This window comes from Burkholderia sp. EMB26, assembly GCF_024730645.1.
GTDB lineage: Bacteria > Pseudomonadota > Gammaproteobacteria > Burkholderiales > Burkholderiaceae > Burkholderia > Burkholderia cenocepacia.
In genome coordinates, this window is the sequence record NZ_CP078071.1 from 2,055,072 (window position 1) to 2,080,801 (window position 25,730).

At 67.9% G+C, this 25,730-nt stretch carries 25 protein-coding genes; 13 read left to right on the forward strand and 12 right to left on the reverse strand.

The genetic code is table 11. From position 1 onward, the window contains the following. Nucleotides 1–12: 12 nt before the first annotated feature. Nucleotides 13–624, reverse strand: a complete 612-nt coding sequence (locus KU887_RS26005; protein WP_006496226.1) for a helix-turn-helix domain-containing protein — start codon at nucleotides 622–624, stop codon at nucleotides 13–15. A 158-nt stretch (nucleotides 625–782) separates the two neighbouring features. On the opposite strand from KU887_RS26005, the gene KU887_RS26010 reads away from it, so the two are divergent. Together KU887_RS26010 and tdh are read left to right on the forward strand one after the other, a co-directional pair. After that, nucleotides 783–1,982: a glycine C-acetyltransferase gene (locus KU887_RS26010; RefSeq protein ID WP_006496225.1), complete on the forward strand. Its 1,200-nt coding sequence runs from the start codon at nucleotides 783–785 to the stop codon at nucleotides 1,980–1,982. A gap of 13 nt (nucleotides 1,983–1,995) precedes the next feature. After that, nucleotides 1,996–3,024 carry an L-threonine 3-dehydrogenase gene (tdh, locus tag KU887_RS26015; protein WP_006480187.1) on the forward strand — a complete coding sequence of 343 codons (1,029 nt, stop codon included), beginning with the start codon at nucleotides 1,996–1,998 and terminating at the stop codon, nucleotides 3,022–3,024. Nucleotides 3,025–3,421: 397 nt separating this feature from the next. Here tdh and KU887_RS26020 read toward each other — a convergent pair whose 3' ends face one another. After that, nucleotides 3,422–3,838 carry a hypothetical protein gene (locus KU887_RS26020; RefSeq protein WP_006493628.1) on the reverse strand — a complete coding sequence of 139 codons (417 nt, stop codon included), beginning with the start codon at nucleotides 3,836–3,838 and terminating at the stop codon, nucleotides 3,422–3,424. Beyond that, complete coding sequence (locus tag KU887_RS26025; RefSeq protein WP_060266748.1) at nucleotides 3,835–4,473, reverse strand: GNAT family N-acetyltransferase; 639 nt, start codon at nucleotides 4,471–4,473, stop codon at nucleotides 3,835–3,837. The genes KU887_RS26020 and KU887_RS26025 overlap by 4 nt, the downstream gene beginning before the upstream one ends. Before the next feature lie 182 nt (nucleotides 4,474–4,655). Here KU887_RS26025 and KU887_RS26030 point away from each other — a divergent pair, with 182 nt between their 5' ends. Both KU887_RS26030 and KU887_RS26035 read left to right on the forward strand, forming a co-directional pair. Then, entirely contained in the window at nucleotides 4,656–5,261 is a 606-nt protein-coding gene (locus KU887_RS26030) for a TetR/AcrR family transcriptional regulator (protein ID WP_058902461.1), read from the forward strand. A gap of 64 nt (nucleotides 5,262–5,325) precedes the next feature. Next, nucleotides 5,326–5,805, forward strand: a complete 480-nt coding sequence (locus KU887_RS26035; RefSeq protein ID WP_006485164.1) for a nuclear transport factor 2 family protein — start codon at nucleotides 5,326–5,328, stop codon at nucleotides 5,803–5,805. 459 nt (nucleotides 5,806–6,264) lie between these two features. Here the strand turns inward: KU887_RS26035 and KU887_RS26040 are convergent, their stop codons facing one another. Further along, entirely contained in the window at nucleotides 6,265–7,350 is a 1,086-nt protein-coding gene (locus KU887_RS26040; RefSeq protein WP_077020560.1) for a tartrate dehydrogenase, read from the reverse strand. Between the two features lie 115 nt (nucleotides 7,351–7,465). Between KU887_RS26040 and KU887_RS26045 the strand changes: the two genes are divergently transcribed. Then, nucleotides 7,466–8,389 carry a LysR substrate-binding domain-containing protein gene (locus KU887_RS26045; protein WP_006485150.1) on the forward strand — a complete coding sequence of 308 codons (924 nt, stop codon included), beginning with the start codon at nucleotides 7,466–7,468 and terminating at the stop codon, nucleotides 8,387–8,389. A 65-nt stretch (nucleotides 8,390–8,454) separates the two neighbouring features. On the opposite strand, the gene argC is transcribed toward KU887_RS26045, so the two are convergent. Next, a complete protein-coding gene (gene argC, locus KU887_RS26050) occupies nucleotides 8,455–9,396 on the reverse strand; it encodes an N-acetyl-gamma-glutamyl-phosphate reductase (RefSeq protein ID WP_258255944.1) in 942 nt (313 codons plus the stop codon). Between the two features lie 121 nt (nucleotides 9,397–9,517). Here argC and KU887_RS26055 point away from each other — a divergent pair, with 121 nt between their 5' ends. Continuing rightward, complete coding sequence (locus KU887_RS26055) at nucleotides 9,518–10,402, forward strand: LysR family transcriptional regulator (protein ID WP_006485167.1); 885 nt, start codon at nucleotides 9,518–9,520, stop codon at nucleotides 10,400–10,402. A 56-nt stretch (nucleotides 10,403–10,458) separates the two neighbouring features. Here the strand turns inward: KU887_RS26055 and KU887_RS26060 are convergent, their stop codons facing one another. The 4 genes from KU887_RS26060 to KU887_RS26075 are packed head-to-tail and all read right to left on the reverse strand — an operon-like array spanning nucleotide 10,459 to nucleotide 13,776. Continuing rightward, nucleotides 10,459–10,923 carry a hypothetical protein gene (locus KU887_RS26060; RefSeq protein ID WP_034203099.1) on the reverse strand — a complete coding sequence of 155 codons (465 nt, stop codon included), beginning with the start codon at nucleotides 10,921–10,923 and terminating at the stop codon, nucleotides 10,459–10,461. Between the two features lie 60 nt (nucleotides 10,924–10,983). Beyond that, nucleotides 10,984–12,201, reverse strand: a complete 1,218-nt coding sequence (locus tag KU887_RS26065; RefSeq protein WP_006496219.1) for a patatin-like phospholipase family protein — start codon at nucleotides 12,199–12,201, stop codon at nucleotides 10,984–10,986. Further along, entirely contained in the window at nucleotides 12,198–12,983 is a 786-nt protein-coding gene (locus KU887_RS26070; RefSeq protein ID WP_006485158.1) for a 3-hydroxybutyrate dehydrogenase, read from the reverse strand. Before KU887_RS26070 ends, KU887_RS26065 begins: the two co-directional genes overlap by 4 nt. Before the next feature lie 52 nt (nucleotides 12,984–13,035). Next, complete coding sequence (locus KU887_RS26075) at nucleotides 13,036–13,776, reverse strand: acetoacetate decarboxylase (protein ID WP_006485181.1); 741 nt, start codon at nucleotides 13,774–13,776, stop codon at nucleotides 13,036–13,038. Between the two features lie 434 nt (nucleotides 13,777–14,210). Here KU887_RS26075 and KU887_RS26080 point away from each other — a divergent pair, with 434 nt between their 5' ends. Continuing rightward, nucleotides 14,211–14,792: an undecaprenyl-diphosphatase gene (locus KU887_RS26080; protein ID WP_062910153.1), complete on the forward strand. Its 582-nt coding sequence runs from the start codon at nucleotides 14,211–14,213 to the stop codon at nucleotides 14,790–14,792. Nucleotides 14,793–14,816: 24 nt separating this feature from the next. Here KU887_RS26080 and KU887_RS26085 read toward each other — a convergent pair whose 3' ends face one another. The 3 genes from KU887_RS26085 to KU887_RS26095 form a co-directional block, all read right to left on the reverse strand. Beyond that, entirely contained in the window at nucleotides 14,817–15,050 is a 234-nt protein-coding gene (locus KU887_RS26085; RefSeq protein WP_212093904.1) for a hypothetical protein, read from the reverse strand. 151 nt (nucleotides 15,051–15,201) lie between these two features. Beyond that, complete coding sequence (locus KU887_RS26090) at nucleotides 15,202–16,023, reverse strand: siderophore-interacting protein (RefSeq protein WP_006485177.1); 822 nt, start codon at nucleotides 16,021–16,023, stop codon at nucleotides 15,202–15,204. Between the two features lie 38 nt (nucleotides 16,024–16,061). Beyond that, on the reverse strand, nucleotides 16,062–16,769 hold the full coding sequence (locus KU887_RS26095) for a PadR family transcriptional regulator (protein ID WP_012492994.1): 708 nt from the start codon (nucleotides 16,767–16,769) through the stop codon (nucleotides 16,062–16,064). Between the two features lie 445 nt (nucleotides 16,770–17,214). Between KU887_RS26095 and KU887_RS26100 the strand changes: the two genes are divergently transcribed. From KU887_RS26100 to KU887_RS26125, 6 genes are all read left to right on the forward strand, one after another. Further along, nucleotides 17,215–17,454: a hypothetical protein gene (locus KU887_RS26100; RefSeq protein WP_200036810.1), complete on the forward strand. Its 240-nt coding sequence runs from the start codon at nucleotides 17,215–17,217 to the stop codon at nucleotides 17,452–17,454. Nucleotides 17,455–17,577: 123 nt separating this feature from the next. Next, complete coding sequence (locus tag KU887_RS26105) at nucleotides 17,578–18,579, forward strand: FHA domain-containing protein (protein WP_034178667.1); 1,002 nt, start codon at nucleotides 17,578–17,580, stop codon at nucleotides 18,577–18,579. Beyond that, nucleotides 18,576–22,628: a TOMM system kinase/cyclase fusion protein gene (locus KU887_RS26110; RefSeq protein WP_258255955.1), complete on the forward strand. Its 4,053-nt coding sequence runs from the start codon at nucleotides 18,576–18,578 to the stop codon at nucleotides 22,626–22,628. The genes KU887_RS26105 and KU887_RS26110 overlap by 4 nt, the downstream gene beginning before the upstream one ends. Nucleotides 22,629–22,661: 33 nt before the next feature. Then, nucleotides 22,662–23,006 carry a BMA_0021/BMA_0022 family TOMM bacteriocin gene (locus KU887_RS26115; protein ID WP_258255958.1) on the forward strand — a complete coding sequence of 115 codons (345 nt, stop codon included), beginning with the start codon at nucleotides 22,662–22,664 and terminating at the stop codon, nucleotides 23,004–23,006. Nucleotides 23,007–23,022: 16 nt separating this feature from the next. Then, nucleotides 23,023–23,385, forward strand: coding sequence for a BMA_0021/BMA_0022 family TOMM bacteriocin (locus KU887_RS26120; RefSeq protein ID WP_006488518.1), 363 nt, complete (start codon nucleotides 23,023–23,025; stop codon nucleotides 23,383–23,385). 93 nt (nucleotides 23,386–23,478) lie between these two features. After that, entirely contained in the window at nucleotides 23,479–25,719 is a 2,241-nt protein-coding gene (locus KU887_RS26125; RefSeq protein ID WP_258255960.1) for a TOMM precursor leader peptide-binding protein, read from the forward strand. The last annotated feature ends 11 nt before the right edge of the window (nucleotides 25,720–25,730 follow it).

Below are 25,730 nucleotides of genomic sequence, written 5' to 3' on the forward strand. Positions count from 1 at the left end.
CTATCCGCGCCGTCAGCGATGGATCACGATCAGCAGTGCCCGCGCTTCGGCCTTGCCGGGATTGCGGATCGCATGCGGCTCGTCGGCCGGGTAGCGTGCGGTGTCGCCCGTCTTCAGGCGTCGGCTGGCGGCGGCGGCCTCGATTTCCATCGCGCCCTGCAGCACGGTGAGATGTTCGCGCGTGCCCGGTTCGTGCGCGTTCGATACCAGTGCGCCGCCGCCGGGCAGCGTCAGCTCGTACCACTCGAACTTGCCGGCGAGGTCGATCGGGCCCCATACGCGCAGCTGGTACCGGCCGTCGTGGCCGGCGAGCGTCGGAATGTCATGCGGGCCGTCCACGCGAATCGTCTCGGGCGCCTTCGGCTGCGAGAACAGTTCGTCGAGCGTGATGCCGAGCGCGTTCGTCAGCCGCCACGCGACGGCGATCGTCGGGTTGGCCTTGTCGCGTTCGATCTCGGAGAGCATCGATTTCGATACGCCGGCCGCGCGCGACAGGTCGTCGAGCGTCAGCTTGCGCTCGTTGCGCAGTCGCTGGATCTGCTCGCCCACGCGCGGCGGGGTCGCGGCCGGCGGTTGCGGGGCGGCTGCGGCGGGCGGGCGCCGCGAGCCGGAGGAACTTGCCATTTGGATTCCGTTCGCTTAGAGTTGTTCGATATTTCGAATTCAAGTTCGGAATATCGGATAAATGCGGTCAACCGAACGACCGACTATAACAGTAGCAGGCCGTTGCGCCGCCACGAGCAGTGCGCTGCGGAATGCGAAACCCTGTCAGGAGCTTTGCGATGCGTGATGCCTTTCTCGCCCAGGTGCGCGGGACGCTCGACCAGATCCGCGCGGACGGTTTTTACAAGACCGAGCGCGAGATCGCGAGTCCCCAGGCGGCAGCCGTGCGGCTCGCCGGCGGTGCCGGCGTGCTCAATTTCTGCGCGAACAACTATCTGGGTCTGGCGAACGATCCGCGCCTGCTCGATGCGGCGAAGGCCGGCCTCGACCAGGACGGCTTCGGCATGGCATCGGTGCGCTTCATCTGCGGCACGCAAACCGTCCACAAGCAACTGGAAAGCGCGCTGGCCGCGTTTCTCGGCACCGAGGACAGCATCCTCTATTCGAGCTGCTTCGATGCGAACGGCGGCCTGTTCGAAACATTGCTCGACGAGAACGACGCAGTGATCAGCGACGAGCTGAACCACGCGAGCATCATCGACGGCATTCGCCTGTGCAAGGCGAAGCGTTTCCGCTACAAGAACAACGATCTCGCCGACCTCGAGGCGAAGCTCAAGGAAGCCGATGCCGCGGGCGCGCGGCACAAGCTGATCGCCACCGACGGCGTGTTCTCGATGGACGGCATCATCGCCGATCTCAAAGGCATCTGCGATCTCGCCGATCGCTACGGCGCACTGGTGATGGTCGACGATTCGCATGCGGTCGGCTTCATCGGCACGCACGGCCGCGGCACGCCCGAACACTGCGGCGTCGAAGGCCGCGTCGACATCATCACGGGCACGCTCGGCAAGGCGCTCGGCGGCGCCTCGGGCGGTTATGTCGCCGCGCGTCGCGAGGTGATCGAGCTGCTGCGCCAGCGCTCGCGTCCATATCTGTTCTCGAACACGCTCACGCCGAGCATCGCCGCGGCGTCGCTGAAGGTGCTGGAACTGCTCGGCAGCGACGAAGGCGCGAAGCTGCGCGAGCGCGTGCGCGAGAACGGCGCGCGGTTCCGCAAGCAGATGACCGAAGCCGGCTTCACGCTCGTGCCCGGCGCGCATCCGATCATCCCGGTGATGCTCGGCGACGCGCAGCTCGCGACGAACATGGCCGACAGGCTGCTCGGCGAAGGCGTCTACGTGATCGGCTTCTCGTTCCCCGTCGTGCCGCGCGGCCGTGCGCGCATCCGTACGCAGATGAGCGCCGCGCATACGCCCGAGCAGATCGACCAGACGGTCGCCGCGTTCGTGCGCGTCGGCAAGTCGCTCGGCATCATCTGACGGAGGCGCGACCATGAAAGCACTGGCAAAGCTCGAACGCGGCCCCGGCCTCACGCTCACGCGGGTGAAGCGCCCCGAAGTCGGCCACAACGACGTGCTGATCAAGATCCGCCGCACGGCGATCTGCGGCACCGACATCCATATCTGGAAGTGGGACGACTGGGCGCAGAAGACGATTCCGGTGCCGATGCACGTCGGCCACGAATACGTCGGCGAGATCGTCGAGATGGGGCAGGAAGTGCGCGGCTTCGCGATCGGCGATCGCGTGTCCGGCGAAGGTCACATCACGTGCGGTTTCTGCCGCAACTGTCGCGCCGGGCGCCGGCATCTGTGCCGCAACACGGTGGGCGTCGGCGTGAATCGCGAAGGCGCGTTCGCCGAATACCTGGCGATTCCGGCATTCAACGCGTTCAAGATTCCGCCGGAGATTTCCGACGATCTCGCGTCGATCTTCGATCCGTTCGGCAACGCGACGCACACGGCGTTGTCGTTCAACCTCGTCGGCGAGGACGTGTTGATCACCGGCGCGGGCCCGATCGGCATCATGGCCGTCGCGATCGCGAAGCACGTCGGCGCGCGCAACGTCGTCATCACCGATATCAACGACTATCGGCTCGAGCTCGCGCGCAAGATGGGCGCGACGCGGGCGGTCAACGTCGCGCGCGAGTCGCTGCGCGACGTGATGGCCGACCTGCACATGACCGAAGGCTTCGACGTCGGTCTCGAGATGTCGGGCGTGCCGAGCGCGTTCACGAGCCTGCTCGAGGCGATGAACCACGGCGGCAAGGTTGCGCTGCTCGGCATCCCGCCCGCGCAGACGGCGATCGACTGGAACCAGGTGATCTTCAAGGGGCTCGAGATCAAGGGCATCTACGGCCGCGAGATGTTCGAGACCTGGTACAAGATGGTCGCGATGCTGCAGAGCGGCCTCGACCTGTCGCCGATCATCACGCACCGCTTCGCGGCCGACGATTACGAGCAAGGCTTCGCCGCGATGCTGTCCGGCGAAAGCGGCAAGGTGATTCTCGACTGGACCGTCTGAGTCGACTGAGTGTCGAGACGGGGCAGCGCGGCGCGATCGCCGCCTGCCCCGTTTTCGTTTGCACGCGCACCGTCACACGTCGAAACGCGTGACGCAGCGCTTGAGGTGAGATTATTCGGGAGCTGTGTTTGCGTGCCGAATCGCCGCACGATCCCGCATCGGTGACCGGCAATTGCACGTTCGCTTCACCGGTCGGCAGCTGCTTCGCTTCTCTCCCGTCACGCCATACGGCGCCTGTTTCTCCACTTCCCCGCAGTTCCCCGCTTCGCTTGGCGTGCACGCGTTCGCCCGCCACCCTATGCGACATCATGCCGAACCGAAACCTCAACCGTGAGCCGCACCCCGCGTTGCGACTCACTGATGCGCGGGCGATCGGCTTCGATCGGTGCGCCGACCGCTACTTGATCCGTTCACCATTCGATCCGCGCGGGTCGAGCTGAAGGCTCAACACGACGAGCCAGCGCTTCGGACACTGCGGCGCAACGTCGAGCGGATCGCCATGCGCGCCGGGAGCCGTGACGAACCCGTGTTGCGCCGCGTACCGGTACGCGCGCAACGCATCCGCCTGCAGCCAGAAGCTCACGAGCGCGCACGTCGCGAAGCGGAACAGCAGCACGGCCGCCGCGTCCGGTGCGAAACCGGCTGCGGCCAGCACGCCTTCGAACGCGAACGTCAACACGTGCGCCACCGCGATCGTGACGATCGTCAGCTTCATCACGCCACGCAGCCTTAGCGCCGCCCGCACGCGTGCCTGCCGGATGGCGAGCCGTGCGCGATCGTCGTCGTCATCGCGCTTGCGCACATCGGGTTTCACGATGCCGCACCGGCTTGCCGCGCGACGTCGATCTGTATCGTGCCGTGCGCGCGCGTGCTGCCGTCGGCGCCGCCGACGGCCTTGCACAGGATCGTGCTGTCGTAGTTGTGCCCCGGAAAGCGCACCACGTCGACCGGCTGAAATCCGTCGCGACGATAGAACGCGATGAGCCGAGCCGCCGCGTACGGCGCGTCGAGCGCGAGATGCGTCGCGCCGCGCGCGGCGGCACGACGTTGCGCGAATGCGAGCAGCGCGCGGCCGATGCCGCGATCCTGCCAGACCGGATCGACGGCCAGCTGCTCGAGCGTCGCGACGCGCCGGCTGCGATACGGATCGCAGCGCGAATCGGGATCGTGCGAGCGCATCGTCATCGTCGCGACCAGATGCGCGTTGCCGAGTGCGACGAAGCACTCGCCGGTCAGCACGCGTTCGCGCGTCGCCGCGGCCGGCTGATCGACGCACGGGCAATTGAAGCCCAAGGCGCCGAGCGGCGCGAACGCGCGATGCAGCAGCGCGGTCAGCGTGTCGTACGAATCGCTGCGCGGGTCGAAGCGCCGCACGATGACGCGGCGGTCGAGCCGCTTCGCATAAGCCGCATAGGCGCGCGCGGGGCGCGCGGATTCCGGTCGCTGCATGATGTCCTTTCGCCCAGACAGGGTGACCGAAGTGTAGTGAGCGTCGCGTCGCCGCTTCAAGAAAAAATGTCGTAAACGCGGCCGGCCTCGACGTCTCCGCCAGGACCCGACGAGGCCCTCTCGCCGGCAGGGCTTTTCGCATGAAGGTTGACGGCGGAGAACGATCGTTCTACCGTAAACCCATGAACACACTTCTCGACTCCTCCGGCGAACCGGGCGTGCGCGACCGGCTGCTCGACGCGGCCGAAGCGCTGATCTATTCGGGCGGCATCCATGCGACCGGCGTCGATGCGATCGTCAAGCGATCCGGCGCGGCACGAAAGAGCTTTTATTCGCATTTCGAATCGAAAGAGGCGCTGGTGGTCGCCGCGCTCGAACGTCGCGACGAGCGCTGGATGCGCTGGTTCGTCGACGCCACGCTGGCGCGCGGCAAGACGCCGCGCGCGCAACTGCTCGGCATGTTCGACGTGCTGCGCGACTGGTTCGGGCAGCCGGACTTTCATGGCTGCGCGTTCCTGAATACGGCGGGAGAGATACCCCACGCCGACGATCCCGTGCGCGTCGTTGCCCGCATGCACAAGGCGCGTCTGCTGGCGTTCGTGCGCGAGCGCTTCGACGCCTGTGCCGACGAAACCGGCATCGAGCGCCGCGGGCTCGCGCGCATCGCGCGTCAGTGGCTCGTGTTGATCGACGGCGCGATCGGCGTGGCGCTCGTCAGTGGCGATGCAAACGCCGCGCGCGATGCGCGCGCGACGGCCGAACTGCTGCTCGATGCCGTGTCGCGGTAGCCGACGCAGCGAACCCGAACCGGCTGCGTGCGTTCGCGGCCACAACCCTGAACAGGAGCAACCCATGTCCGCTTCCCCCGAAGTTCGTCCGCCCGTTCCGCCCTTCACGCTCGACACGGCGCGCCAGAAAGTGCGCGCCGCCGAGGACGCGTGGAACACGCGCGACCCGCAACGCGTCTCGCTCGCCTATACGCCGCAAAGCCGCTGGCGCAATCGCGCGGAATTCGTGACGGGCCGCGACGAGATCGTCGGGCTGCTGCAGCGGAAGTGGGCGCGCGAACTCGACTACCGGCTGATCAAGGAGCTGTGGGCGTTCGACGGCAATCGCATCGCGGTGCGTTTTGCGTACGAGTGGCATGACGATGCGGGCAACTGGTTCCGTTCGTACGGCAACGAGAACTGGGCGTTCGACGAGAACGGCCTGATGGCGCATCGCCACGCGAGCATCAATGATCTGCCGATTCGCGAGGCGGACCGCCTTTATCACTGGCCGCTTGGCCGTCGTCCGGACGATCATCCGGGGCTGTCCGACCTCGGGCTGTGATGCCGCGCACGCGCTCAACGGAGCGGCGAACGCGTCCCCGCGGTTCAATGGTGAGGAAATTCGGGAGCCGTCCGCTGAAGGTGAGATTTTTCGGGACGAGGTGAAATGCTGCGTCGGACTGTGTGCTTCGACTCGACGCGGCCTTGCGCCCGATGAAGCGGCGGATGTCTCGACGTGCTGCGGTGTGCGTCGTCGCGTGATGCATCTCACCGATCGCGTCGAAGCGAACGTGTGTTGACGATCGGTGGGTGCGAGCGCGACGTGCAACTCACCGATCGAATTGATTTCGACGTCAACGAAGATCCGCGCAAACAGTGCGCGTTGCGATGTGCCGTCGCTCACCGCTCGACTCCACCGCGACGTATCGGCGGAGTCTGCACAAGTGCGCAACCGCATCGCGCGCCGCTCACCGCAGACTATTCACGCAGTGCCGCCCGGCGCGAACGCCGGACGCGCCCCTCAACCGGCGACCCGCGCGGCGATCGCCTCGCCCACTTCCTGCGTGCCTGCATGGCCGCCGAGATCGCGGGTACGCGGCCCCGTGCGCAGCACGTCCTCGATGGCGGCGACGATCGCATCGTGCGCGTCGCGTTCGCGGCCCGTGCCGTTGCCGAGGAAGTCGAGCATCATCGCCGCCGACCAGATCATCGCGACCGGATTCGCGATGTATTGCCCCGCGATGTCGGGTGCGGAACCGTGCACGGGTTCGAACAGCGACGGGAACGTGCGGTCGGGGTTCAGGTTCGCCGACGGCGCGATGCCGATCGTGCCCGTACACGCCGGCCCGAGATCCGACAGGATGTCGCCGAACAGGTTCGACGCGACGACGACGTCGAAGCGGTCCGGTTGCAGCACGAAGCGCGCGCACAGTATGTCGATGTGCTGCTTGTCGACCGCGATTTCCGGATAGCGTTCGGCCATCTCGGCCGCGCGCGCGTCCCACCACGGCATGCTGATCGCGATGCCGTTGCTTTTCGTCGCGACGGTCACGCGCTTCGCGCGCCGCTGCGCGAGCTCGAACGCGAATTTCAGCACGCGCTCGGTGCCGTGCCGCGTGAAGACCGACTGCTGCATCACGACTTCGCGTTCGGTGCCTTCGAACATCGTGCCGCCCACCGACGAATATTCGCCCTCGGTGTTCTCGCGCACGATCATGAAGTCGATGTCGCCGGCGCGGCGGCCGGCGAGCGGCGACGGCACGCCGTCGAACAGGCGCGCGGGCCGCAGGTTGATGTACTGGTCGAATTCGCGGCGGAATTTCAGCAGCGAGCCCCACAGCGAAATGTGATCGGGCACGGTCGCCGGCCAGCCGACCGCGCCGAACAGGATCGCATCCATGTCCGACAGCTGCGCTTTCCAGTCGTCCGGCATCATCTTGCCGTGCCGCGCGTAGTAGTCGCAGCTCGCCCAGTCGATCTCGACGAAGTCGAAGCGCACGCCGAAGCGCGCGGTCACGGCGGCGAGCACGCGCAGCCCCTCGGGCATCACTTCGCGGCCGATGCCGTCGCCGGGGATCACGGCAATCCTGTAAGTCCTGTCGGTCATGCAAATCTCCTTGGCTGGTCGGCCAGCTGCCGGGAAGGCAACGGCCCGTCACGTCATTCTATTTATTTCCATCCGGATTAAAATCACGCAAAAGTTAATCGACTTTCCACGAATCGTGAATAAATCGCCGAACCTCGACGACCTGCGCGTGTTCAGCCTGGTTGTCCGCCTCGCGAGCTTCAGCGCGGCCGCCGAGCAGCTCGCGGTATCGCCCGCGTACGTCAGCAAGCGCATCGCGATGCTCGAGGCGCAGCTCGGCACGCGCCTGCTGCATCGCTCGACACGCCGCATGACGGTCACCGAAGCCGGCGAACGCGTGTTCGCGCGCGCGGAGAAGATTCTCGACGACGTCGATCATCTCGTCGAGGACGTGTCGACCACGCGCACGGTGCCGCGCGGCACGCTGCGCCTGTCGAGCAGCTTCGGCTTCGGCCGGCACGTCGTCGCGCCGGCGCTGCTCGACTTCAGCGCGCGCTATCCGCAGTTGAACGTGCGGCTCGATCTGTTCGACCGGCTCGTCGACGTGGCCGGCGAAGGCTACGACCTCGACGTGCGCATCGGCGACGAGATCGCCGATCACCTGATCGCGCGCCGCCTCGCCACGAACCATCGCGTGCTGTGCGCGTCGCCCGACTATCTGGCCCGCCGCGGAACGCCGCGCTCGCTGGCCGATCTGGCCTCGCACGACTGTCTCGCGATCAAGGAGCGCGATCATCCGTTCGGCGTATGGCGGCTGACCGTGCGCGGCGAAACGGCCACGGTGAAGGTCGGCGGCGCGCTGTCGACAAACCATGGCGAGGTGGCCGTGCAATGGGCGCTGGCCGGGCGCGGCATCGTGCTGCGCTCGATCTGGGAGGCCGGGCCGCTGATCGAACGTGGCGCGTTGTGCCGCGTGCTGCCGGACGCGCTTCAGCCCGCGAACATCTGGGCCGTGTATCCGGAACGCGTCGCGGCGTCGGCGAAGGTGCGCGTGTGCGTGGATTTTCTGGTGGAGACGCTGGCCGGCCTGAACGCCGTCGCGAGCGACGACACGGCCTGAAACCGGCTAAAGGTGAGCTTTTACGGGGGCGTGCGCAGGCGCCGTCGACGGCGCCTGCGGGCGCGTTACACGGCGCTCGACGCACCGAGCATCAAGTCGAGATTCTGCACGGCCGCGCCGGATGCGCCTTTGCCGAGATTGTCGAACACCGCGGACAGCAGCACCTGGCCGCGCGCTTCGTTGACGAACACGCCGAGCCGCAGATCATTGGTGCCGTTCAGCGCTTGCGGATCGAGATGCGTTGCCGCGGCGGCGTCCGCGAGCGGTGTCACGTCGACGTGGCGCGCGTCCGCGTAGTGGTGCGCGAGACACGCGTGCAGCCGCTCACAGGTCGCGCCGGCCGGAAGCAGCCGCAGCTCGATCGGAATGGTGAGCACGATGCCTTGCCGATAGGCACCGTAGGCCGGCACGAAGAACGGGCGGTGCGCGAGCCCCGCATGCTGCCGGATCTCGGGCACGTGCTTGTGTTCGAGCGCGAGGCCGTACACCTGCAGCGGCAACGCGCGCGTGGCGGCGTCGGCCGATTCGAATGCGTCGACGGCCGCCCGGCCGCCGCCCGAGTAACCGGACACCGCGTGGATGCTCACCGGGTAGTCGCGCGGCAGCAGCCCGGCCTGCAGCAGCGGGCGAAGCAGGCCGATCGCGCCGGTCGGGTAGCAGCCGGGATTGGTCACGCGCTTCGCATGTGCGATGTCCTGCGCGTGTCCGTCGGCCATCTCGGGAAAGCCGTAGACCCAGTCGGGCTGCGTGCGATGGGCCGAACTCGCGTCGATCACGCGTACCGCCGGGTTCCGGATGAAGCCGACCGCTTCGCGCGCGGCCGCGTCGGGCAGGCACAGGATGGCGATATCGCACGCGTTGAGTGCATCGGCGCGGCGCGCGGGGTCCTTGCGTTCGGCGGCGGGAAGCGTGAGCAGCCGTACGTCGGTGCGGTCGCGCAGACGCGCGTGAATCTGCAACCCGGTCGTGCCCTGGTCGCCGTCGATGAAGACAGTGGGGAAGCTCATGATGGTCGTGTGCGTCGCGTTCGGTCGTCGGGGGAAACCGTATCGTCCACCGAACGCCTAGAATAGGAAAAGTTGAATTTGCTGATCGTATGATTCAGCTTTCCTGAACGAGAGGGATGCGATGCGCGAGATCAGTCTGGACCGCCTGCGTACGCTGGTCGCGATCGCGGACCAGGGTTCCTTCGTGGCGGCGGCGCAATGGCTTCACCTCGCCCCGCCGACCGTCAGTCTGCATGTCGCCGAGCTGGAAAGCCGCGTCGGCGCGCCGCTGCTGTCGCGCACACGCGGCAACGTGCGCCCGTCGGTGATCGGCGAAGTGCTGGTGGAGCGGGCGCGGCGCCTGCTGGCCGAGGTCGAAGCCACGCTGGACGACGTGCAGCGACAGGTGCAGGGGTTGAGCGGGCGCGTCCGGCTCGGCGCATCGACCGGCGCGATCGCGCATCTGTTGCCGCAGGCGGTGGCCGGATTGCGCGCGCAGCATCCGGATATCGACGTGCAGATCGCGGTGCTCACGTCGCAGGACACGCTGGCGCGCATTGCACAAGGCACGCTCGATGTCGGGCTGGTTGCGCTGCCGCAGGCGCCGGTCGCGGGGCTGTCGATCCGGCCGTGGCGCCGCGATCCGGTGATGGCTTTCCTGCCTGCGGACTGGCCGCTTCCGGCCCGTGTGACGCCGGCGTATCTGGCCGCGCGGCCGCTGATCCTCAACGATGCGACGACGCGCCTGTCGCGGCTCACGACCGAATGGTTCGCGCTCGGCGGTCATCGGCCCGAGCCGCGGATCGAACTGAACTACAACGATGCGATCAAGAGCTTGGTCGCCGCGGGGTACGGCGCGACGCTGCTGCCGCACGAGGCGGGTGCCCCGCTGCCGGATGCGCGCATCGTCATGCGGCCGCTACGGCCGGCGTTGTGGCGCGAGCTGGGGATTGCCCATCGTGCCGGCCCGGTCGAACGGGCGACGCAGCACGTGCTCGACGCGCTGTGGGCGCTCGGTGCGCGATAGCCGATCATTGTGCGATCGGCCCGTGCGAGCCATGCGGCCCGCACGCGCGTTCAGATTCAGAGCCGGTTGTCCTTCGCCAGCGTGAGCACGCGCGCCCAGCGCTGCGCATCGCGCTTGTCCATCATCGGCAGCTTCCATTCGCCGCGCACGGCGTCGCGCACGCGCACGACGAGATGCCAGCGGCCGTCGATCGGCGCGGCCTCGCAGCCGTCGAGCTGCGACAGCGTATAGCGGCCGTCCGCGCCGTCATGCGACAGCCACAGCAGCCCTTGCGTCGCGGACACGCGCAACTCGCCCCATGCGCGATGCACGACGTGCGTCCAGCCTTCTTCCTTCGTGTTCGGTGCGATGTCGCGGCGACGCTTGAGCCACCACGCGATCAGCGCGACCAGGAGCGCGGCGGCCAGCACGGCGGCCGCGATCGCGACCGGCTGGCCGAACTGCGCGGCGATGACGTGAAACAGGTGAACGGCGCCCCATCCGAGGGCGATGAGCGCGAATAGCGCAATGAAAATCGGCATGTCGAATCGGAAAGGAGGACGGGCCGGCGCATGCAGCATGCCGGCCCGTTGCACACGGCATTACCGGCGGCGGTGAATGTCGTGCGTGACGAAGCCCGCGTCGTTGACGGGCAGCGCGAGGCCGTCCTTCACCGCGAGCGTCTTGCGGATGTCGTCGAGACCCGCGGACCAGTGGTCGCGCATCGTCGACAGACCGAACTGATAGTCCTTGTAGTGATGCTCGTACGCCTTCTGCTGATAGATCAGATGCTGGATGTTGTACTTCTTCCCGCTCGACATCGCTTCGGCCTCGACGCACCACGGGTCGTTCTTGCGCTGCTCTTCCGGCACCTGTTCGAGCACGTGGCGCAGCACGTTGCGGTAGCGCTGTTCGCGCTGCAGCGTGTCGGTGACGAAACGCGTGCGGCTCGAGTACTGCACGTCCTTCGTGCGCTCGGCGACGTCGGCCATCGTGCGCGGCAGCGGCCCGCGCGCGCTCCACAGATCGACCTGGAACGCGAGCGTGTCGCGGCGCGGCCGGGCGCGGAGCACTTCCATCAGCGGCGTGTTCGACACGACACCGCCGTCCCAGTAATACTCGCCGTCGATCTCGACGGGCGGGAACGCGGGCGGCAGCGCACCGGACGCCATGAAATGCTCGGGCGCGAGACGGATGCGCGAGTTGTCGAAGTACACGAAGTTGCCGGTGCCGACGTTGACCGCGCCGACCGACACGCGCGTCTCGCCCGAATTGATCCGGTCGAAATCGCACAGTTTCAGCAGCGTCGCGCGCAGCGCCGACGTGTCGTACCAGCTGATTTTTTCAGGATGGTCGGACACGCCCGGCAGCGGCGGCGGAAAGCGCGGCACGAAGAAGCCCTGCTGGCCCTGCATCATCGCGCTGGCGGCCTGCGACGCGGTGAAGAACGTGCGGACCTGGTCGATGCTGTTGAACAGCGCGAATTCGAACGCGGCCGGAATCGTCGGAAAGAACGCCGGCTGGCAGATCGTTTCCCAGAATTCGCGCAAGCGCTCGACGCGATGCTCGGGCGCATTGCCGGCGATCAGCGCGGTGTTGAGCGCGCCGATCGAGATGCCCGCGATCCAGTCGAGCGGAATGCCCGCCTCGTGCAGCCCTTCGAACACGCCGGCCTGGTACGCGCCGAGCGCGCCGCCGCCCTGCAGGACGAGCGCGATCGTTTCGTACGGCAGCGACCGTGCGGCCGCCGGCGCGCCGGCTTCGTGGTGCAGGTCCGCCGCATCCACGGCCTGCTTTTCGGTGCGGGCGTGCGGCTTCATTGCATGAACCAGCCGTGGCTGACGATGAACGACTGGCCCGTGAGCGCGGCGCTCGGGAACGCCGACAGGAACAGCACCGTCTGCGCGACGTCCTGCACCGTCGTGAACACGCCGTCGACCGTGTTGCCGAGCATCACCTTCTTGATCACTTCCTCTTCGCTGATGCCGAGCTCCTTCGCCTGCTCCGGAATCTGCTTGTCGACCAGCGGCGTGCGCACGAAGCCCGGACACACGACGTGCGAGCGCACGTTGTGCTTCGCGCCTTCCTTCGCCAGCACGCGCGCCAGGCCGAGCAGACCGTGCTTGGCCGTCACGTACGCCGACTTCAGCGGCGACGCTTCGTGCGAGTGCACCGAACCCATGTAGATCACGACGCCGCCGCGATCGTCCTTGTACATGTGCTTGAGCGCGGCCTTCGTCGTCAGGAACGCGCCGTCCACGTGGATCGCCTGCATCTTCTTCCAGTCGGCGAACGAGTAGTTCTCGATCGGATTGACGATCTGGATGCCCGCATTCGACACGAGGATGTCGACCGAGCCGAACGCTTCGGCCACCTTGTCGATGCCGGTGTTCACGGCTTCCTCGTTGGTCACGTCCATCGCGACGCCGATCGCCTTGCCGCCTGCCTTGTTGATCTCGTCGGCGACCGCGTTCGCGCCGTCCTGGTTCAGGTCGGCGATCGCGACGGCCGCGCCTGCCTTGGCGAGCTCCAGTGCGATTTCCTTGCCGATGCCGCTCGCGGCGCCCGTGACGACTGCGGTCTTGCCATTCAGGTTGCTCATGTTCGAATTCCCGTGGTGAAAGGATTGACAGGGAGAAAGGACTGCGGACGTGTTACTGAGCCAGGTAATCGTAGACGACTTCGCCGAGGCCCAGCGTCAAATCCGCGACGAGGTGGCGCGCCTCGACGATCTCGAGCACCGGCAGATCGGCCACCGGCGCGAGCGCGTGCGGCGCCAGCTCCAGCGATGCGGGGCCCGTCCATGCGCCCTTCATCTTGATGTCCTGCATGTAATAGCGCACCAGTTCGCAGACGCGCGCGGTGCCGTCGACGTGCGGGATGATCTTCAGCAGGAAATTGGGGCCGGCGAGCCGCTTCGTCTGCTCGTCGATGTCGAGTTCCTTGTGCTTGTAGCCCATCGTGCCGGTCGCGACGCGCACCTTGCCGTAGTCGAGCGTGCCCAGGATGTGATCGGTGTTCACGTGCAGCGTGGGCGACGCGAGCTTCTTCGGGAAGCCCCATAGCTCGCGGCCGCCGGCGATCGGCGGATGATCGTCGAGATACATCGCGAGCGTATAGCCGCCCGCCTGACCGTTGTATTCGACCGGGATCACCTGGCCGCTTTCGGTGTAATCGCCGAAGCCGGTCGAATCGGCCATGCGAATGAATTCGTAGTGGACGAGCGGCTCGGTGACCTGCAGCGGCTCGGGGACGATTTCACGGAGGCGGTCCGGATCGGTGCGGTACGTGATGATCAGAAACTCACGATCGACGAAACGGTACGGGCCCATCGGGAACGCAGGGCTGGTCAACGGCATCGCAAACGCTTTCGATCGGACATCGCTGGGTTTCATGCGGACTCCTTGTTGTTGATCGCTTCGTGGATGAGTGGACGTAATCGTATGCCTGTGCGTTGCCGTTGTGCGATGCCGCATCTGGAATTAATTGTTGCCGATTTCGAATAATTTGCGGCGTAAATATTGAGATGAATGAGACAAACGGCCTGGACGGCGTGCCGGCCGGGCCATGGTCGCACGCATCGATGACGCCATCGTGTGAAAAGGGTGAGTCTTTACGGGAGCGAGGGTGAGCCTTTACGGGAAACGGTCGCGCGGGAATATGACAATTGTGTGAACTTGTGTTGCAGTGCAGGCTCTAAGTGCGTTCGCCGCGCGGGCCTTGTCCGGGCGGCTGCCGCATTAAGCACCGCTTAAGCGGCGACGCTCTAGCATCGTTCGACTCCGGCCGGGCAACCGGCCGATCCTTGACGCCCCACGCAACCGGATTCATGCAGAACCTCAATCTCGCCCTCTTTTCCGCCATCAACGCCGGCGGTGCACCGCACCCGGGCGTTGCCCGCCTCGCGATCTTCGCCGCCGACTGGCTCGTCTATGCGCTGCCCGCGATGCTGCTGCTGACCTGGATCTTCGGCGCACGCCCCGCGCGGCGCCAGGCGATCGAAGCCGGCGTCGGCGTCTGCGTGGCGCTCGTGCTCGCGCAGATGCTCGGGCATGTCTGGTTCTCGCCGCGCCCGTTCATGGCCGGCGTCGGCACGCAGCTGATTCCGCACGCGCCGGACAGTTCGTTTCCGAGCGATCACATGACGTTCGCGTGGAGCATGGCGGTCGGCCTGCTGCTCGGCGGCACGACGCGGGTCACCGGTTTCGTGATGGCCGCGATGGCCGTGGCGATCGCATGGGGGCGCGTCTATGCGGGCGTGCACTGGCCGTTCGACATGGCGGGCGGGGTGCTGGTCGGCACGGTGGGCGCGCTGGCCGCGCACCTGTACGGGCAACGCGTGACCGCGCTGCTCGAACGGCTCGGCGATTCGGTGCATGCGGTCGTGATGGGGCGCCGGCAGGCGCCGTAAGCAGAAGGAAGCGGCGGAACGCCGTCAGCCGGACGAGCCGGATGTGCGGGCCGATTCGGCCGAGGCGGACGGGCTGCCGCCCGCATCGTGCAGTTCGGACGTATCGGCCGGATGCCGCGCGGCATCGCGGTCGAGGGCGCTTTCCTTCAGGATCGCGCACATCGCGACGAACAGCGCGAGGACGACCGCGGCGAGGCCGCAATAACCGGCGATCTTCAGGTGGCGAAGGAAAGGCGAAGCGTGGCTTTCTTTTGTCATGACCGGGCGCTCCTGGGCGGGCTGCGGCGGCTGTCGCCCGACAGCGGCGTCGCAGACATACATATATACCCGCCGCGATGCCGGTGCCAAGCCCGTTGCTGCGCCGGCGCCACGATTGTTTCAGCCGCCGGTCGAGCGGTATCCGCCCCGCTCAGTCTTCCAGCGTTTCGTGCACGGCCGCTGCGCCGCGCTTCCAGTAGGCCGCCGCGCGGATGCGCGACTTGTCGACGCCGCGCTCGCCGGTCAGGTGCTGGCGCACCGCGCGCATCGACAGCGCTTCGCCGGCCGCCCACACGTAGCCGTCGCCGGACGACGGCAGCGGCAGGTCGCGCACGGCATTCAGCAGCGCGTCGCCGTCCGCCGCGTCGGCTTCGGCGCGAAAGCGCCAGATTTCATGCACGTCGGCGCGCGTATCGAACGAGATCTGCGCGGTGCGATCCGCGACTTCCAGCACGACCGCCGCGCGCGCGCCGGCCGGCAATTCCGAGAGACGCCGCGCGACGGCCGGCAGCGCCGTATCGTCGCCGATCAGCAGATGCCAGTCGAAACCGGTCGGGACGACGAACGAACCGCGCGGGCCGCCGATGCCGAGCCATTGGCCGACGCGTGCCTGCGCGGCCCACTGCGATGCCGGGCCCGGATGGTTCAGCACGAATTCCAGATCGAGTTCGCGGGCGGCGCGGTCGAAGCGGCGCGGCGTGAAGTCGCGCGCGACCGGCTTCGGTTCGCCGGCCGGAAACTCGGGGCCGTTCGCGCCGAGCGTCGGCAGCGCGGGGCGTTCCGCGCCCGGCGGCGGGAAAAATATCTTCACGTGATCGTCGAACGACGCGGATTCGAAATCCGCGAGATCGGGGCCGCCGAGCGTGACGCGCAGCAGATGCGGCGTCACGGGATGCACGCGCAGCACTTGCAGCAGGCGGAACTTGAGGGGGTGGCGCACGCGGGTGACGGTGCGCTCGGATGTGTTCTGCATCGATCCGTTCTCCTTGGGTGGTGACGGGACGGCGCGGATCACGCGCCGGCGCCGCCTTCGATTTCGGCCGTCGCGCGGCGCATGATGGCCGCGATGCGGCGTTGTTCGTCGGCGTCGGCGGCGCTCTTGTGCAGCAGCGCGCGCTTGAGCGCGAGACGCGCCTCGACGAATTCCGGCAGCCAGCCGGCTTGCGATTCGTCCTGCGCTTCGTTGCCCGCCGATTCCCCGGCGAACGCGCGCCGCATGAACTCCATCTTGCGGGCGAGGTGCGTGAGGCGCGCGAACAGCGTGTCGACGCGTTCGCGCTGGGCGTCGAGATGCGCGCGGCCTGCGTCGGTCAGCGCATAGCGCTTGCGGTTGCCTTCCGCTTGCGACGCGACGAAGCCGACTTCCTCGAGATAGGTGAGCGCCGGATACACCATGCCGGGGCTCGGGCTGTAGAAGCCGTTCGAGCGTGTGTCGAGCGCCTTGATCAGTTCGTAGCCGTGGCTGGGCTGTTCGGCCACCAGCGCGAGCAGCAGCAGCTGGAGATCGTCGGAGCTGAACTGGCGGCCGCGCGGCATGCCGTCGTCGCCGAAATCGCCGAAGCCGCGCCCGCCACGGCCGCCGAACGGGCCGCCGCCGAATGCATCGTGGCCGCGACGGTGGCGACCGATCGCGTACCAGAGACCGGCGAATCCCTCGGGGTGGTCATGCGCACCATGACCGTCGCATCGGGCATGGCCGCGGAAGTGGTTGTGTCGCATGATCGTGTCTTGTATATCGTAAAACATATCTAAAGATATATATCGAAAGATACAGCGTCAAGGGGATTATTGAGGGCGGGATGGTGGGGCGGGGCGTGCGACGAGGCGGCCGTTGGGGGCGTTCCTGCGATGTCGTGGGTGAATCGATCCCGGCGACTGGGCGGGCGCGATGCCGCATCCGGTGTCGCGGCCGTTCGATCGACGCCTCCCGATGCATGGTCGTGCGGATACACCTGCGTTCGCCGACTACCCCGCGAGACATCCGCCGCGATGCCGCGGGATTCATGAATAAGTTAAACAGGAGAGATTATAAAAACGCCGAAGAAAACTATTTTAAAAATCGAAACGGTTTTATTTTATTTCCACCGTGCAAACAAGAATTCCGCGTTGGCAAAGGTCATTAATCCGACTCCGTCATTCAATGTCACCGTGTCGGCCATGGCGCATGGATCACGGCAGAGCGAGCCGCGATGAAGAATTTCGACCCTTTATCCGTCACCCGAAAATTCATCGAAAAGGTAAGGCATTGCAATATAAAATCGTTATCCAGGTATGCCGGTTGCGGAGCACGATTTTATTTGGCAGGATTTTCATCGGGATGCCAGACTTTAAAAAAACAAAGCGATCGACCATTCAATTTGCCGAAATAACGCGCGACGCTTGGGCGACCCTTGCAGGAAGCTGACCAGAAAAACAGGTAACGAGGCGGCGAACGGGCGGCACTGTTCGCGATCATTGAAGCAATCGCTTGCCCGGCGGCATCGATGCGTCACTCGAACGATCCGGGCGAATCCGACACGGGGCGGCCATGGCGATACTCAAGAACGACGCTTCCGGAGACGCATGCCTGCTCCGCGCGTATCACGTGTTCGGCCGCGACGACGCGCGCTGCGACACGGTCATCCGGGACGGCTCGGTGTCCCGCGTCCACGCCCATATCCGCTGGGTCGGCGGGCTCTGGGAGCTCCACGATCACAGCAGCAACGGCACGTCGGTATCGGGCGTCTCGCTGCGCGACGGCGAGCATGCGGTGCTGCAGCAAGGCGACGTGATCCGCTTCGGCAGGGCCGGCATCGCGCCGTGGCGCGTCGAGTCGCTCGACGATCCGGCCGATACGCTGTGGCCGATCCGCGGCGCCGCCGCGCCGATCGTGCTCGCGCCATGCCAGATCCTGCCGGCGCCTGCCGCGCAGCCGGTCACGATCGTTCGTTCGCCGGCCGGCGAATGGCTGTGCGACGACACGTTGCCGCCGCGCGCGCTGCATGACGGCGACGAAGTGTCGACCGGCGACTTCGCGTGGCGCCTCGCGCTCGCGCGCCACGGCTCGACGGTGATGCTCGCCGCCCCCGCCGATCCGGCCGCGCCGGCGCAATTGCTCGAGTTCTTCGTCAGCCGAGACGAGGAGCACGTGCGCATGCTGCTGCATGTCCGTGGCGGCGTGGTCGACCTCGGCGAACGCGCCCATCACTACAGCCTCGTCACGCTTGCCCGCGCGCGCTCGGCCGACATGCAGGCCGGCTACGACGCCGCCACGCAAGGGTGGATCGAACTCGACCGGCTCGCGCGCATGCTCGGCATCGACGCGTCCCATGTCAACGTGCAGATTCATCGCGCCCGGAGCCAGTTCGCAGCGCTGCCGGGGTTGGGCGCGAGCCAGCTCGTCGAGCGTCGGCGCGGCAGCGTCCGCTTCGGCGATGTGCCGTTCCGGATCATGCGCGGCGAGCATCTCGAATGCGAGTCGGTGCCGGCCGTCGGGCCGCGTCTCGGCGTGCCGCGCGCGGTGCCGGGCCCGGTCGTCCATTGCCCGTGAACGCGGGAGAACCGGCCGTGCTACCGACCGCGTCTCACCCCGCCGTCCGCCCGGACGCACCAGAACCGTCGAAGCGCGCGGCGCCTTTCGCGACGCTCGCCGGCAAATGGCATTACCGGCTCGGCGCGCTGCTCGGCGAAGGCGGCAACGGCGTGGTGTTTCGGGCGACCTGCGACGAGACGGGGCACGCCGTCGCGCTCAAGCTGATGCGCGACGACGCCGCGCTGGTTGCGCCGGAGCGGATGCGACGGCGGGCACGCTTCCGGCGCGAGACGAGCCTGTGCGAGGCGCTGCGGCATCCGAACATCGTGGCGCTGCTGGACCAGGGCGAGGCGCCCGACGGGCGGCTGTTCGCCGTATTCGAACTGGTCGAGGGCCGGACGGTGCGCGACCGGCTCGCGGCGGACGGGCCGCTGTCGGCCATCGACACCGGGCGGCTGATGACGGAGGTGCTCGACGCCCTCGCGGCCGCCCATCGGCGCGGCATCGTGCATCGCGATCTGAAGCCGCAGAACATCGTGATCGCGATGGCCGACGACGGGCCGCACGCGAAGCTGCTCGATTTCGGCATCGGCGCGTTGCTGCCCGGCACCGAAGACATCGCGCGCCAGACCGCGACGCTCGCGACCGAGGTGCTCGGTTCGCCGCCCTACTGCGCGCCCGAGCAGTTGCGCAACGAGCCGCCGACGCCCGCCAGCGACCTGTATGCGTGGGGCCTGATCGTGATCGAATGCCTGACGGGCGAGGTCGTCATGCAAGGCGCAAGCGTGGCCGAGATCCTCTATCAGCAACTGAGCCCGGTGGATGTGGCGCTCCCGCCGTCGATCGCGGCGCTGCCGCTCGGCGCGGTGCTGCGGCATGCGCTGAACAAGAATCCGCGGCAGCGCGCCGCGTCGGCCGAGGCGCTCGCGGCGCAGTTTCGTGCGCTCAACTTCGCCGCGCTCGTCGGCCAGTTCGACGCCGGTCGCGCCGGCCGGCACGCGCGTTCGCGACCGCTTGCGCCGCGCGGCGAGACGATCGCGGAGGTGGGCGAGTACCGGCAGATCACTACCCTGTGCTGCTGCGTGACGATCGCCGGAGAGGGCCGCCAGCGCCATGCCGGAACCGAGCACGGGATGGTGCTCGACGGCTACGAGGAACAGTGGCTGACGAAGTGCGCCGATATCGCCGTCGGTTACGGCGCGCATGCGGGCGGACGGCTCGGCGACACGCTGCTGTTCCATTTCGGCCTGCAAGGCGACATCGACCGGCCCGCCCGCCGGGCAGTGCGGGCGGCGCTCGACATGGTGCGCGTCGCCGAGCGCGCGCGGCTGCCGGTGCCGCCGGCCGCCGGCGGCCGTGCTGCTGCCGGCGCGGAAGAAGGCTGGCGGGTCGAAGTGGCCGCCGCGATTCACGTCGGGCAGGTGCTCGCGCAGGCGTCGCACATGTCGGGCGTGTCGACGCCCGCCGCGGCATCGCGGCTGTTGCGGCTGGCCGGCCCGGGACAGATTCTGATCAGCGACGATGCGCGGCTCGTGCTCGAACGGCATGCCGATTCGCGGCCGACCGCGTTGCGGCTCGCGCGCGCGGGTGTCGTGTCGCAGCCGGTTCATGAACTGCTCGGCGAGCGGCACGCCGATACGCCGTTCGATTCGCTCGATGCCGGCAGGCGCACGCCCATGGTCGGCCGCGCGCGCGAACTCGACGCGTTGCTGCGCGCGTGGCAGGACACGCACGGACGGCATCGTCGCGCGAGGCGCGGCGAGCCGGCGCCGCCCGGCGTGCCGCGGCTGGTGATCGGCGATGCGGGCTTCGGCAAGTCGCGGCTCGTGCACGAGCTGTGCGAGGCCGTGCGGACCCGCGGCCATGCCTTCGCGCAGTGCGGCTGCCTGCCCGAACGCGAGAACCACGCGTTGTTTCCGATCCTGCGGTTCATCGCCGCGCACTGGCAGGTCGACGCCGATCGTGCGCCCGGCGCGGCGCTCGCGGCGATCGACGCGATGATCGCGCCGCTCGATTGCGACCATGCGGCGGCGCGTGTCGCGCTCGCGACCTGGCTCGGGCTGCCCTGCGATCCGAACGGGCTGCTGTGGTCGAGCGCGCGCGAGCAGCACGCGCTGTTCGACGTCCTGGAGCAACTGATCGTGTCGCTCGGCAACGGCGCGCCGGTGTTGCTCGTGATCGAGGACGTTCAGTGGCTCGATCGCTCGACCGAGGAGTTTCTCGCGTATCTGCAGCACTCGCCGCGCGCAGCGGCACTGTGCATCGTGCTCACGTCGCGCCCCGACAAGCTCGCGCGCTGGCGCGGCGCGACCGATCGCGTGGTGCTGCGCCGCCTGCCGCGCGACGACGCACAACGTCTGATGTCGGCGCATCTGGGCCCGGGCGCGTTCGATCCGGTGTGGCTCGACCGGCTCGCCGATCGCACCGCCGGCATTCCGCTGTTCATCGAGGCCGTCGCGCGCGAGCTGACGGTGAGCGGCGCGGACGGTCCGCTCGCGGGGCCTGCGGCAACGGACCCGTATCCGCTGCCGCTCAGCCTCGGTGGCATGCTCGGCCTGGCCTTCGACCGGATCGACGACGCGCGCGACACCGCGCAGCTCGCCGCGACCATCGGGCTCGAAGTGGATGCGCAATTGCTCGCCGACGCGTCGCCGCACGATCGGGTCACGCTCGACGCGCATCTGCGGCTGCTGCTCGAGGAGCGGATCGTGTATGCGCAACATCGGCGCGACCGCGTGTTCTATGCGTTCCGCCATGCGCTGATTCGCGACGCCGCATACGAATCGATGCCGCCCGCGGTGCGGCGCGGCAACCACGCGCGCGTCGGCCGTGCGCTGCTCGCGCAGGCCGATCGCGGCGCCGGGGCGCATGCGTTCGGCGTCGCCGGACACTTCGCGCGCGCCGGCGCGTGCGCGGACGCGATCGCGCACGGCATCGACGCGGCGCGCCGCGCGCTCGAACGTTCGCGATACGACGATGCGATCCGTTATGGGCAGGCCGTGCTCGATTGGCTCGCCACCGCCGATCACGCGCAGCGCGAGCACGACCGCGCACGCATCCGCGCCACGTTGACGCACGCGACGATGGCGCGCTTCGGCTGGGCCGATGCGCAGGTACGCGAGCATGCGGAACAGTTGCTGCGGCAGACGCAGACGCTCGACGACCCGGAGCTCGAGATCAGCGCGTTGTGGACGCTGTCGACCTACTACCACGTCGCCGGCGACCGCGCGACCGTGCGCCGGATCGGCAAGCGGCTCGACACGCTCGCGACCGAGCGCGGCGAGGCGGGCGTGCAGGTCGCGGCGGACGCGATGCGCGGCATGAGCCTGTGGGTCGACGGCGACTATGCGCGCGCGCGTGCCGCGTTCGACGCGGTGCTGGCCGGTTACGACGTGCGACGCGACGCGGGGCACCGGCGCATCCTGGGGCTCGATACGCGCGCATGGACGATGGCGTCGCTCGCCAGCGTGCGCTGGTGCATGGACGACGATCCTCAGCCGGCGCTCGCGATGGCGCACGAAGCCGTGTATCGCGCGACCTGCCTCGATCATCTGCCGACGCTCGGCGTCACGATGATGTACCTCGCGCGCACGCATCAGCTCGCGGGCGATCGCGACGCGGCGCGAGCGGTGTCCGAGGCGATTCTCCGCCTCGCGGACGCGCACCGGCTGCGCGCGGTCGGGCACTACGCCGCGATCATTCACGCGTGGACGCAACGCGATCGCGCGGGCGTCGTCGCGCATCTCGACGCGCAGCGGCAATCGGGCGGCCTGCTCGGGCTGACCTACTACGCGTCGCTGCTGGCCGAACTGGATGCCGAACGCGGCGACCATGACGCGGCGCTCGCGCAGATCGGGCAGTGCCTCGCCTGGTGCGAATCGAGCGGCGAACGGTATTACGAAGCACAACTATTGCTGAAGCAGGGCGAGTACTTGCGCCGGGCCGATCCGCGTTGCGGCGGCGTGGCCGCGCTGGACGCATGCCGGCGCGCAGTCGAAATTGCAACGACGGCGGGCATGGGCCGCATCGCCAGGCTCGCCGAAGCGACGTTGCAGTCGTTGCCGTAAGCAGTTCAAACCGTCATTCAGGAGAGCAGACCGATGAGCAAGGATCTTCGATTACCGACGTACGAACAGTTTCTCGAATACCGCGCGACCGTCATCCGGGCGATCGCCCTCGCGTGGCATTCGTCGGCGTTTCTCGACAAGCTCGAGGCCGATCCGGTCCATGCATTGCGCGAGCAGTTCGACTATCACTTCCCGTTCAAGCTTGACCTGAAGGTGCAGCTCAAATCGTCGGAATGGACGCCGACCGTCAACGGCGACTGGACGGCCGGCCAGAAAAACAGGCTCACGCTGTACCTGCCGCCCGCGCCCGCCGACGAGACGCAGTTCGCGCAGGCGCTGGCCGCGTACAACGCGGACCACATCACCATCATGGAATGACTCCGGGGAAACCGACATGGCAAAGGACAACGCGAATCCGACGCTCGAATCGATGCTGGAGTTTCAGAAGGTCTATCTGCGTGCGATCGCGCTTTCGTGGCGCGACCCGGCGTTCAAGACCGAATTGCTGGACCGGCCGCTGGATACGCTCGCGAAATACTTCGGCTATCAGTGCCCGTGGATCATCGACATCGATATCGAGAAGACGGGCGGCGATCATGGCTGGACGAGCGACGGGAAAGGCGGCGGGAGCTGGAACCTGCCGCGCAACGTGATGACGGTCGGCATACCGGAGCAGCCGGCGCACCTGGACGAGGAGGCCGTGGCGCTCGCGGCCTACTGCGACGCGGGGCCGTGTTACCTGTTCACCTGCTGTTGACCGGGCGCGGCCGACCCGCGCACCGTCGCGCGGCCCAGGGCGGTTGCCCGGGCCGCGCGACGTTTGTCCGACCCGTCGCACGGAGCCCGACGCATGCTCGATGACCTTTCGCGCGTATTGCGCTTCAAGCCGCACTTGCTCGTGCTCGATGCCGGGCCCGATACGCTGTTCGTCGTCGACGAATTCAAGCGCGCGATGCTGTCCGGCGCGATCTTCGTGCGGATCGCCGCGTGCCTGCGGGCCCGCATGACGATTGCCGAGATCGTGACGTCGCTGGCCGGCACGTTCGGCGAATGGGACGTGCTCGCGCGGCTCGACCATCTGGTGCGGCGCGGCTACGTGCGCGCCGATCCGCCGCACGGCGACGATGCGGCGCGCGGCTATTTCGAGCGCGCCGGGCTCGACGGCGACGCGGCGTGCGCGCGCGTCGCGCAACTGCGGGTCGCGGTGGAGACGTTCGGTGCGGACGGCGCGCCGCTTCGGCGCGCGCTCGACATGGCCGGTATCGGCATCGCCAAGGAAGCCGAACTGACCGTCGCGATCGTCGATACGCACGACCGCGACGATCTCGCCGCATGCGCCGCCCGCGTGGCGGCGCGCGGCGGTGCGCTGCTCGTCGTCGCGGCCGGCGGTGTGCAGACGCTGATCGGGCCGTTGCTGGCCGGCGGCGTCGACGCGCTTGCCGATGCGCCGTGCGTCGAATGCGTGCGCTACTGGATTCGCGTCAACCGGCCGGTCGAGGCGCTGCTGGCGCGCCATCATGGCCGCGACGCGACGCATGTGCCGCCGGCCGCCTCGCGAGCCGGGGCCGCGGCGGCGGCCGCGCTCGTGGCCGCGACGGTCGAGCAGATCGCGGTCAACCGCGCGGTCGCGGAGCGTTTGCAAACGCATATCGTCGCGCAGCGCCTTGACACGCTGACCCTCGAACGGCACCGCGTGGTCAGGCGGCCGCAATGCCCGTGCTGCGGCCATCCATTGTGGATGCGCGAGCAGGCGGCGCGTGCGCCGCGGCTCGCCGGGCCTGCGCCGCTGGCGCGCGCGGACGGCGGCTACCGGACCGCCGATCCGCAGCAGGTGTTCGCGCGCCACGCGCACCTGATCTCGCCGGTCAGCGGCGCGATCGCGTATCTGCATCCGATGCCGAAGCGGCACGCGGGCCTGCGCAAGGTCTATGCGTCGGGCTTTCTCGTGTGCCCGGCCGCCGTACCGGACAGCAACCGGTTCGACAGGCTCTGCTCCGGCAAGGGTCGCACCGACGAGCAGGCCCGCACCAGCGCGCTGTGCGAGGCGCTCGAACGCTTCAGCAGCGTGTATCAAGGCGACGAGGCAACGGTGACCGGCAGCATCGACGGCCTGCGCGCCGATCCGGCTTGCGACGCCGAGCCGATCCACGTGAACGCGCTTCAGCAGTTCAGCGAACGGCAATTCGACGCGCGCGACGCGATCAACGCATTGACGCGCGATGTCCGCAAGCAGGTGCCGCCGCGCTTCACGTCGCGCGACGTGATCGACTGGACGCCTGCGTGGTCGCTCGTCGACGGTCGGCGCCGTCTCGTGCCGCTGAGCTATTGCTACGCGGAAACGCCCGACAGTGCGCGGGCGCCGGCCGCCTGCGTGCACAATCCGAACGGCTGCGCGGCGGGATCGAGCCTCGACGAGGCGATGCTGCAAGGCATGCTCGAGCTGATCGAGCGCGATGCGGTCGCGATCTGGTGGTACAACCGGGTCGAACGCCCCGGCATCGATCTCGCGAGCTTCGCCGATCCGTACTTCGACGCGCTCGTGCACGAATACGCGACGTTCAGATGGCGTGTGTGGGCGCTCGACATCACCACCGATCTCACGGTGCCGACCGTGGCCGCGCTCGCGGAAAATCTGCAGGACGGACGTTTCTCGATCGGTTTCGGCTGTCATCCTGATGGCAGGATCGCGGTGCAGCGGGCACTGACCGAGGTCAACCAGTTGCTCGATATCGCGGCGGATGCGCCCGATCCGTGGGATCGCGACATGCTTTCGTCGACGGGATTTCTGTATCCGGCGCCAGGCACGCCCGCCACGACGCATTCGACGTGGCAGCCGCTCGATATCGCGTCGTTGCCGGCGGCGATCGCGCATTGTGTCGGGCGGATCGCGGCGGCCGGGATGGACGTGCTCGTCGTCGACAAGACGCGGCCCGACATCGGGTTGTCCGTGGTGCAGGTGATCGCGCCCGGGCTGTGCCATTTCTGGCCGCGTTTCGGCGCGCGGCGGCTTTATTCGGTTCCGGTGGCACTGGGTTGGCGTGCGCGGCCGTGCGACGAAACGGCGCTGAATCCGGCGCTGCTGTTTCTGTGACCTGCGCGCGC

Coding starts and splice junctions, on each gene's coding strand:
- KU887_RS26005 (WP_006496226.1), bottom strand. CDS start 624: ATGGCAAGTTCCTCCGGCTCGCGGCGCCCGCCCGCCGCAGCCGCCCCG.
- KU887_RS26010 (WP_006496225.1), top strand. CDS start 783: ATGCGTGATGCCTTTCTCGCCCAGGTGCGCGGGACGCTCGACCAGATC.
- tdh (WP_006480187.1), top strand. CDS start 1,996: ATGAAAGCACTGGCAAAGCTCGAACGCGGCCCCGGCCTCACGCTCACG.
- KU887_RS26025 (WP_060266748.1), bottom strand. CDS start 4,473: ATGCAGCGACCGGAATCCGCGCGCCCCGCGCGCGCCTATGCGGCTTAT.
- KU887_RS26030 (WP_058902461.1), top strand. CDS start 4,656: ATGAACACACTTCTCGACTCCTCCGGCGAACCGGGCGTGCGCGACCGG.
- KU887_RS26035 (WP_006485164.1), top strand. CDS start 5,326: ATGTCCGCTTCCCCCGAAGTTCGTCCGCCCGTTCCGCCCTTCACGCTC.
- KU887_RS26040 (WP_077020560.1), bottom strand. CDS start 7,350: ATGACCGACAGGACTTACAGGATTGCCGTGATCCCCGGCGACGGCATC.
- argC (WP_258255944.1), bottom strand. CDS start 9,396: ATGAGCTTCCCCACTGTCTTCATCGACGGCGACCAGGGCACGACCGGG.
- KU887_RS26055 (WP_006485167.1), top strand. CDS start 9,518: ATGCGCGAGATCAGTCTGGACCGCCTGCGTACGCTGGTCGCGATCGCG.
- KU887_RS26060 (WP_034203099.1), bottom strand. CDS start 10,923: ATGCCGATTTTCATTGCGCTATTCGCGCTCATCGCCCTCGGATGGGGC.
- KU887_RS26065 (WP_006496219.1), bottom strand. CDS start 12,201: ATGAAGCCGCACGCCCGCACCGAAAAGCAGGCCGTGGATGCGGCGGAC.
- KU887_RS26070 (WP_006485158.1), bottom strand. CDS start 12,983: ATGAGCAACCTGAATGGCAAGACCGCAGTCGTCACGGGCGCCGCGAGC.
- KU887_RS26075 (WP_006485181.1), bottom strand. CDS start 13,776: ATGAAACCCAGCGATGTCCGATCGAAAGCGTTTGCGATGCCGTTGACC.
- KU887_RS26080 (WP_062910153.1), top strand. CDS start 14,211: ATGCAGAACCTCAATCTCGCCCTCTTTTCCGCCATCAACGCCGGCGGT.
- KU887_RS26085 (WP_212093904.1), bottom strand. CDS start 15,050: ATGACAAAAGAAAGCCACGCTTCGCCTTTCCTTCGCCACCTGAAGATC.
- KU887_RS26090 (WP_006485177.1), bottom strand. CDS start 16,023: ATGCAGAACACATCCGAGCGCACCGTCACCCGCGTGCGCCACCCCCTC.
- KU887_RS26095 (WP_012492994.1), bottom strand. CDS start 16,769: ATGCGACACAACCACTTCCGCGGCCATGCCCGATGCGACGGTCATGGT.
- KU887_RS26100 (WP_200036810.1), top strand. CDS start 17,215: ATGGATCACGGCAGAGCGAGCCGCGATGAAGAATTTCGACCCTTTATC.
- KU887_RS26105 (WP_034178667.1), top strand. CDS start 17,578: ATGGCGATACTCAAGAACGACGCTTCCGGAGACGCATGCCTGCTCCGC.
- KU887_RS26115 (WP_258255958.1), top strand. CDS start 22,662: ATGAGCAAGGATCTTCGATTACCGACGTACGAACAGTTTCTCGAATAC.
- KU887_RS26120 (WP_006488518.1), top strand. CDS start 23,023: ATGGCAAAGGACAACGCGAATCCGACGCTCGAATCGATGCTGGAGTTT.
- KU887_RS26125 (WP_258255960.1), top strand. CDS start 23,479: ATGCTCGATGACCTTTCGCGCGTATTGCGCTTCAAGCCGCACTTGCTC.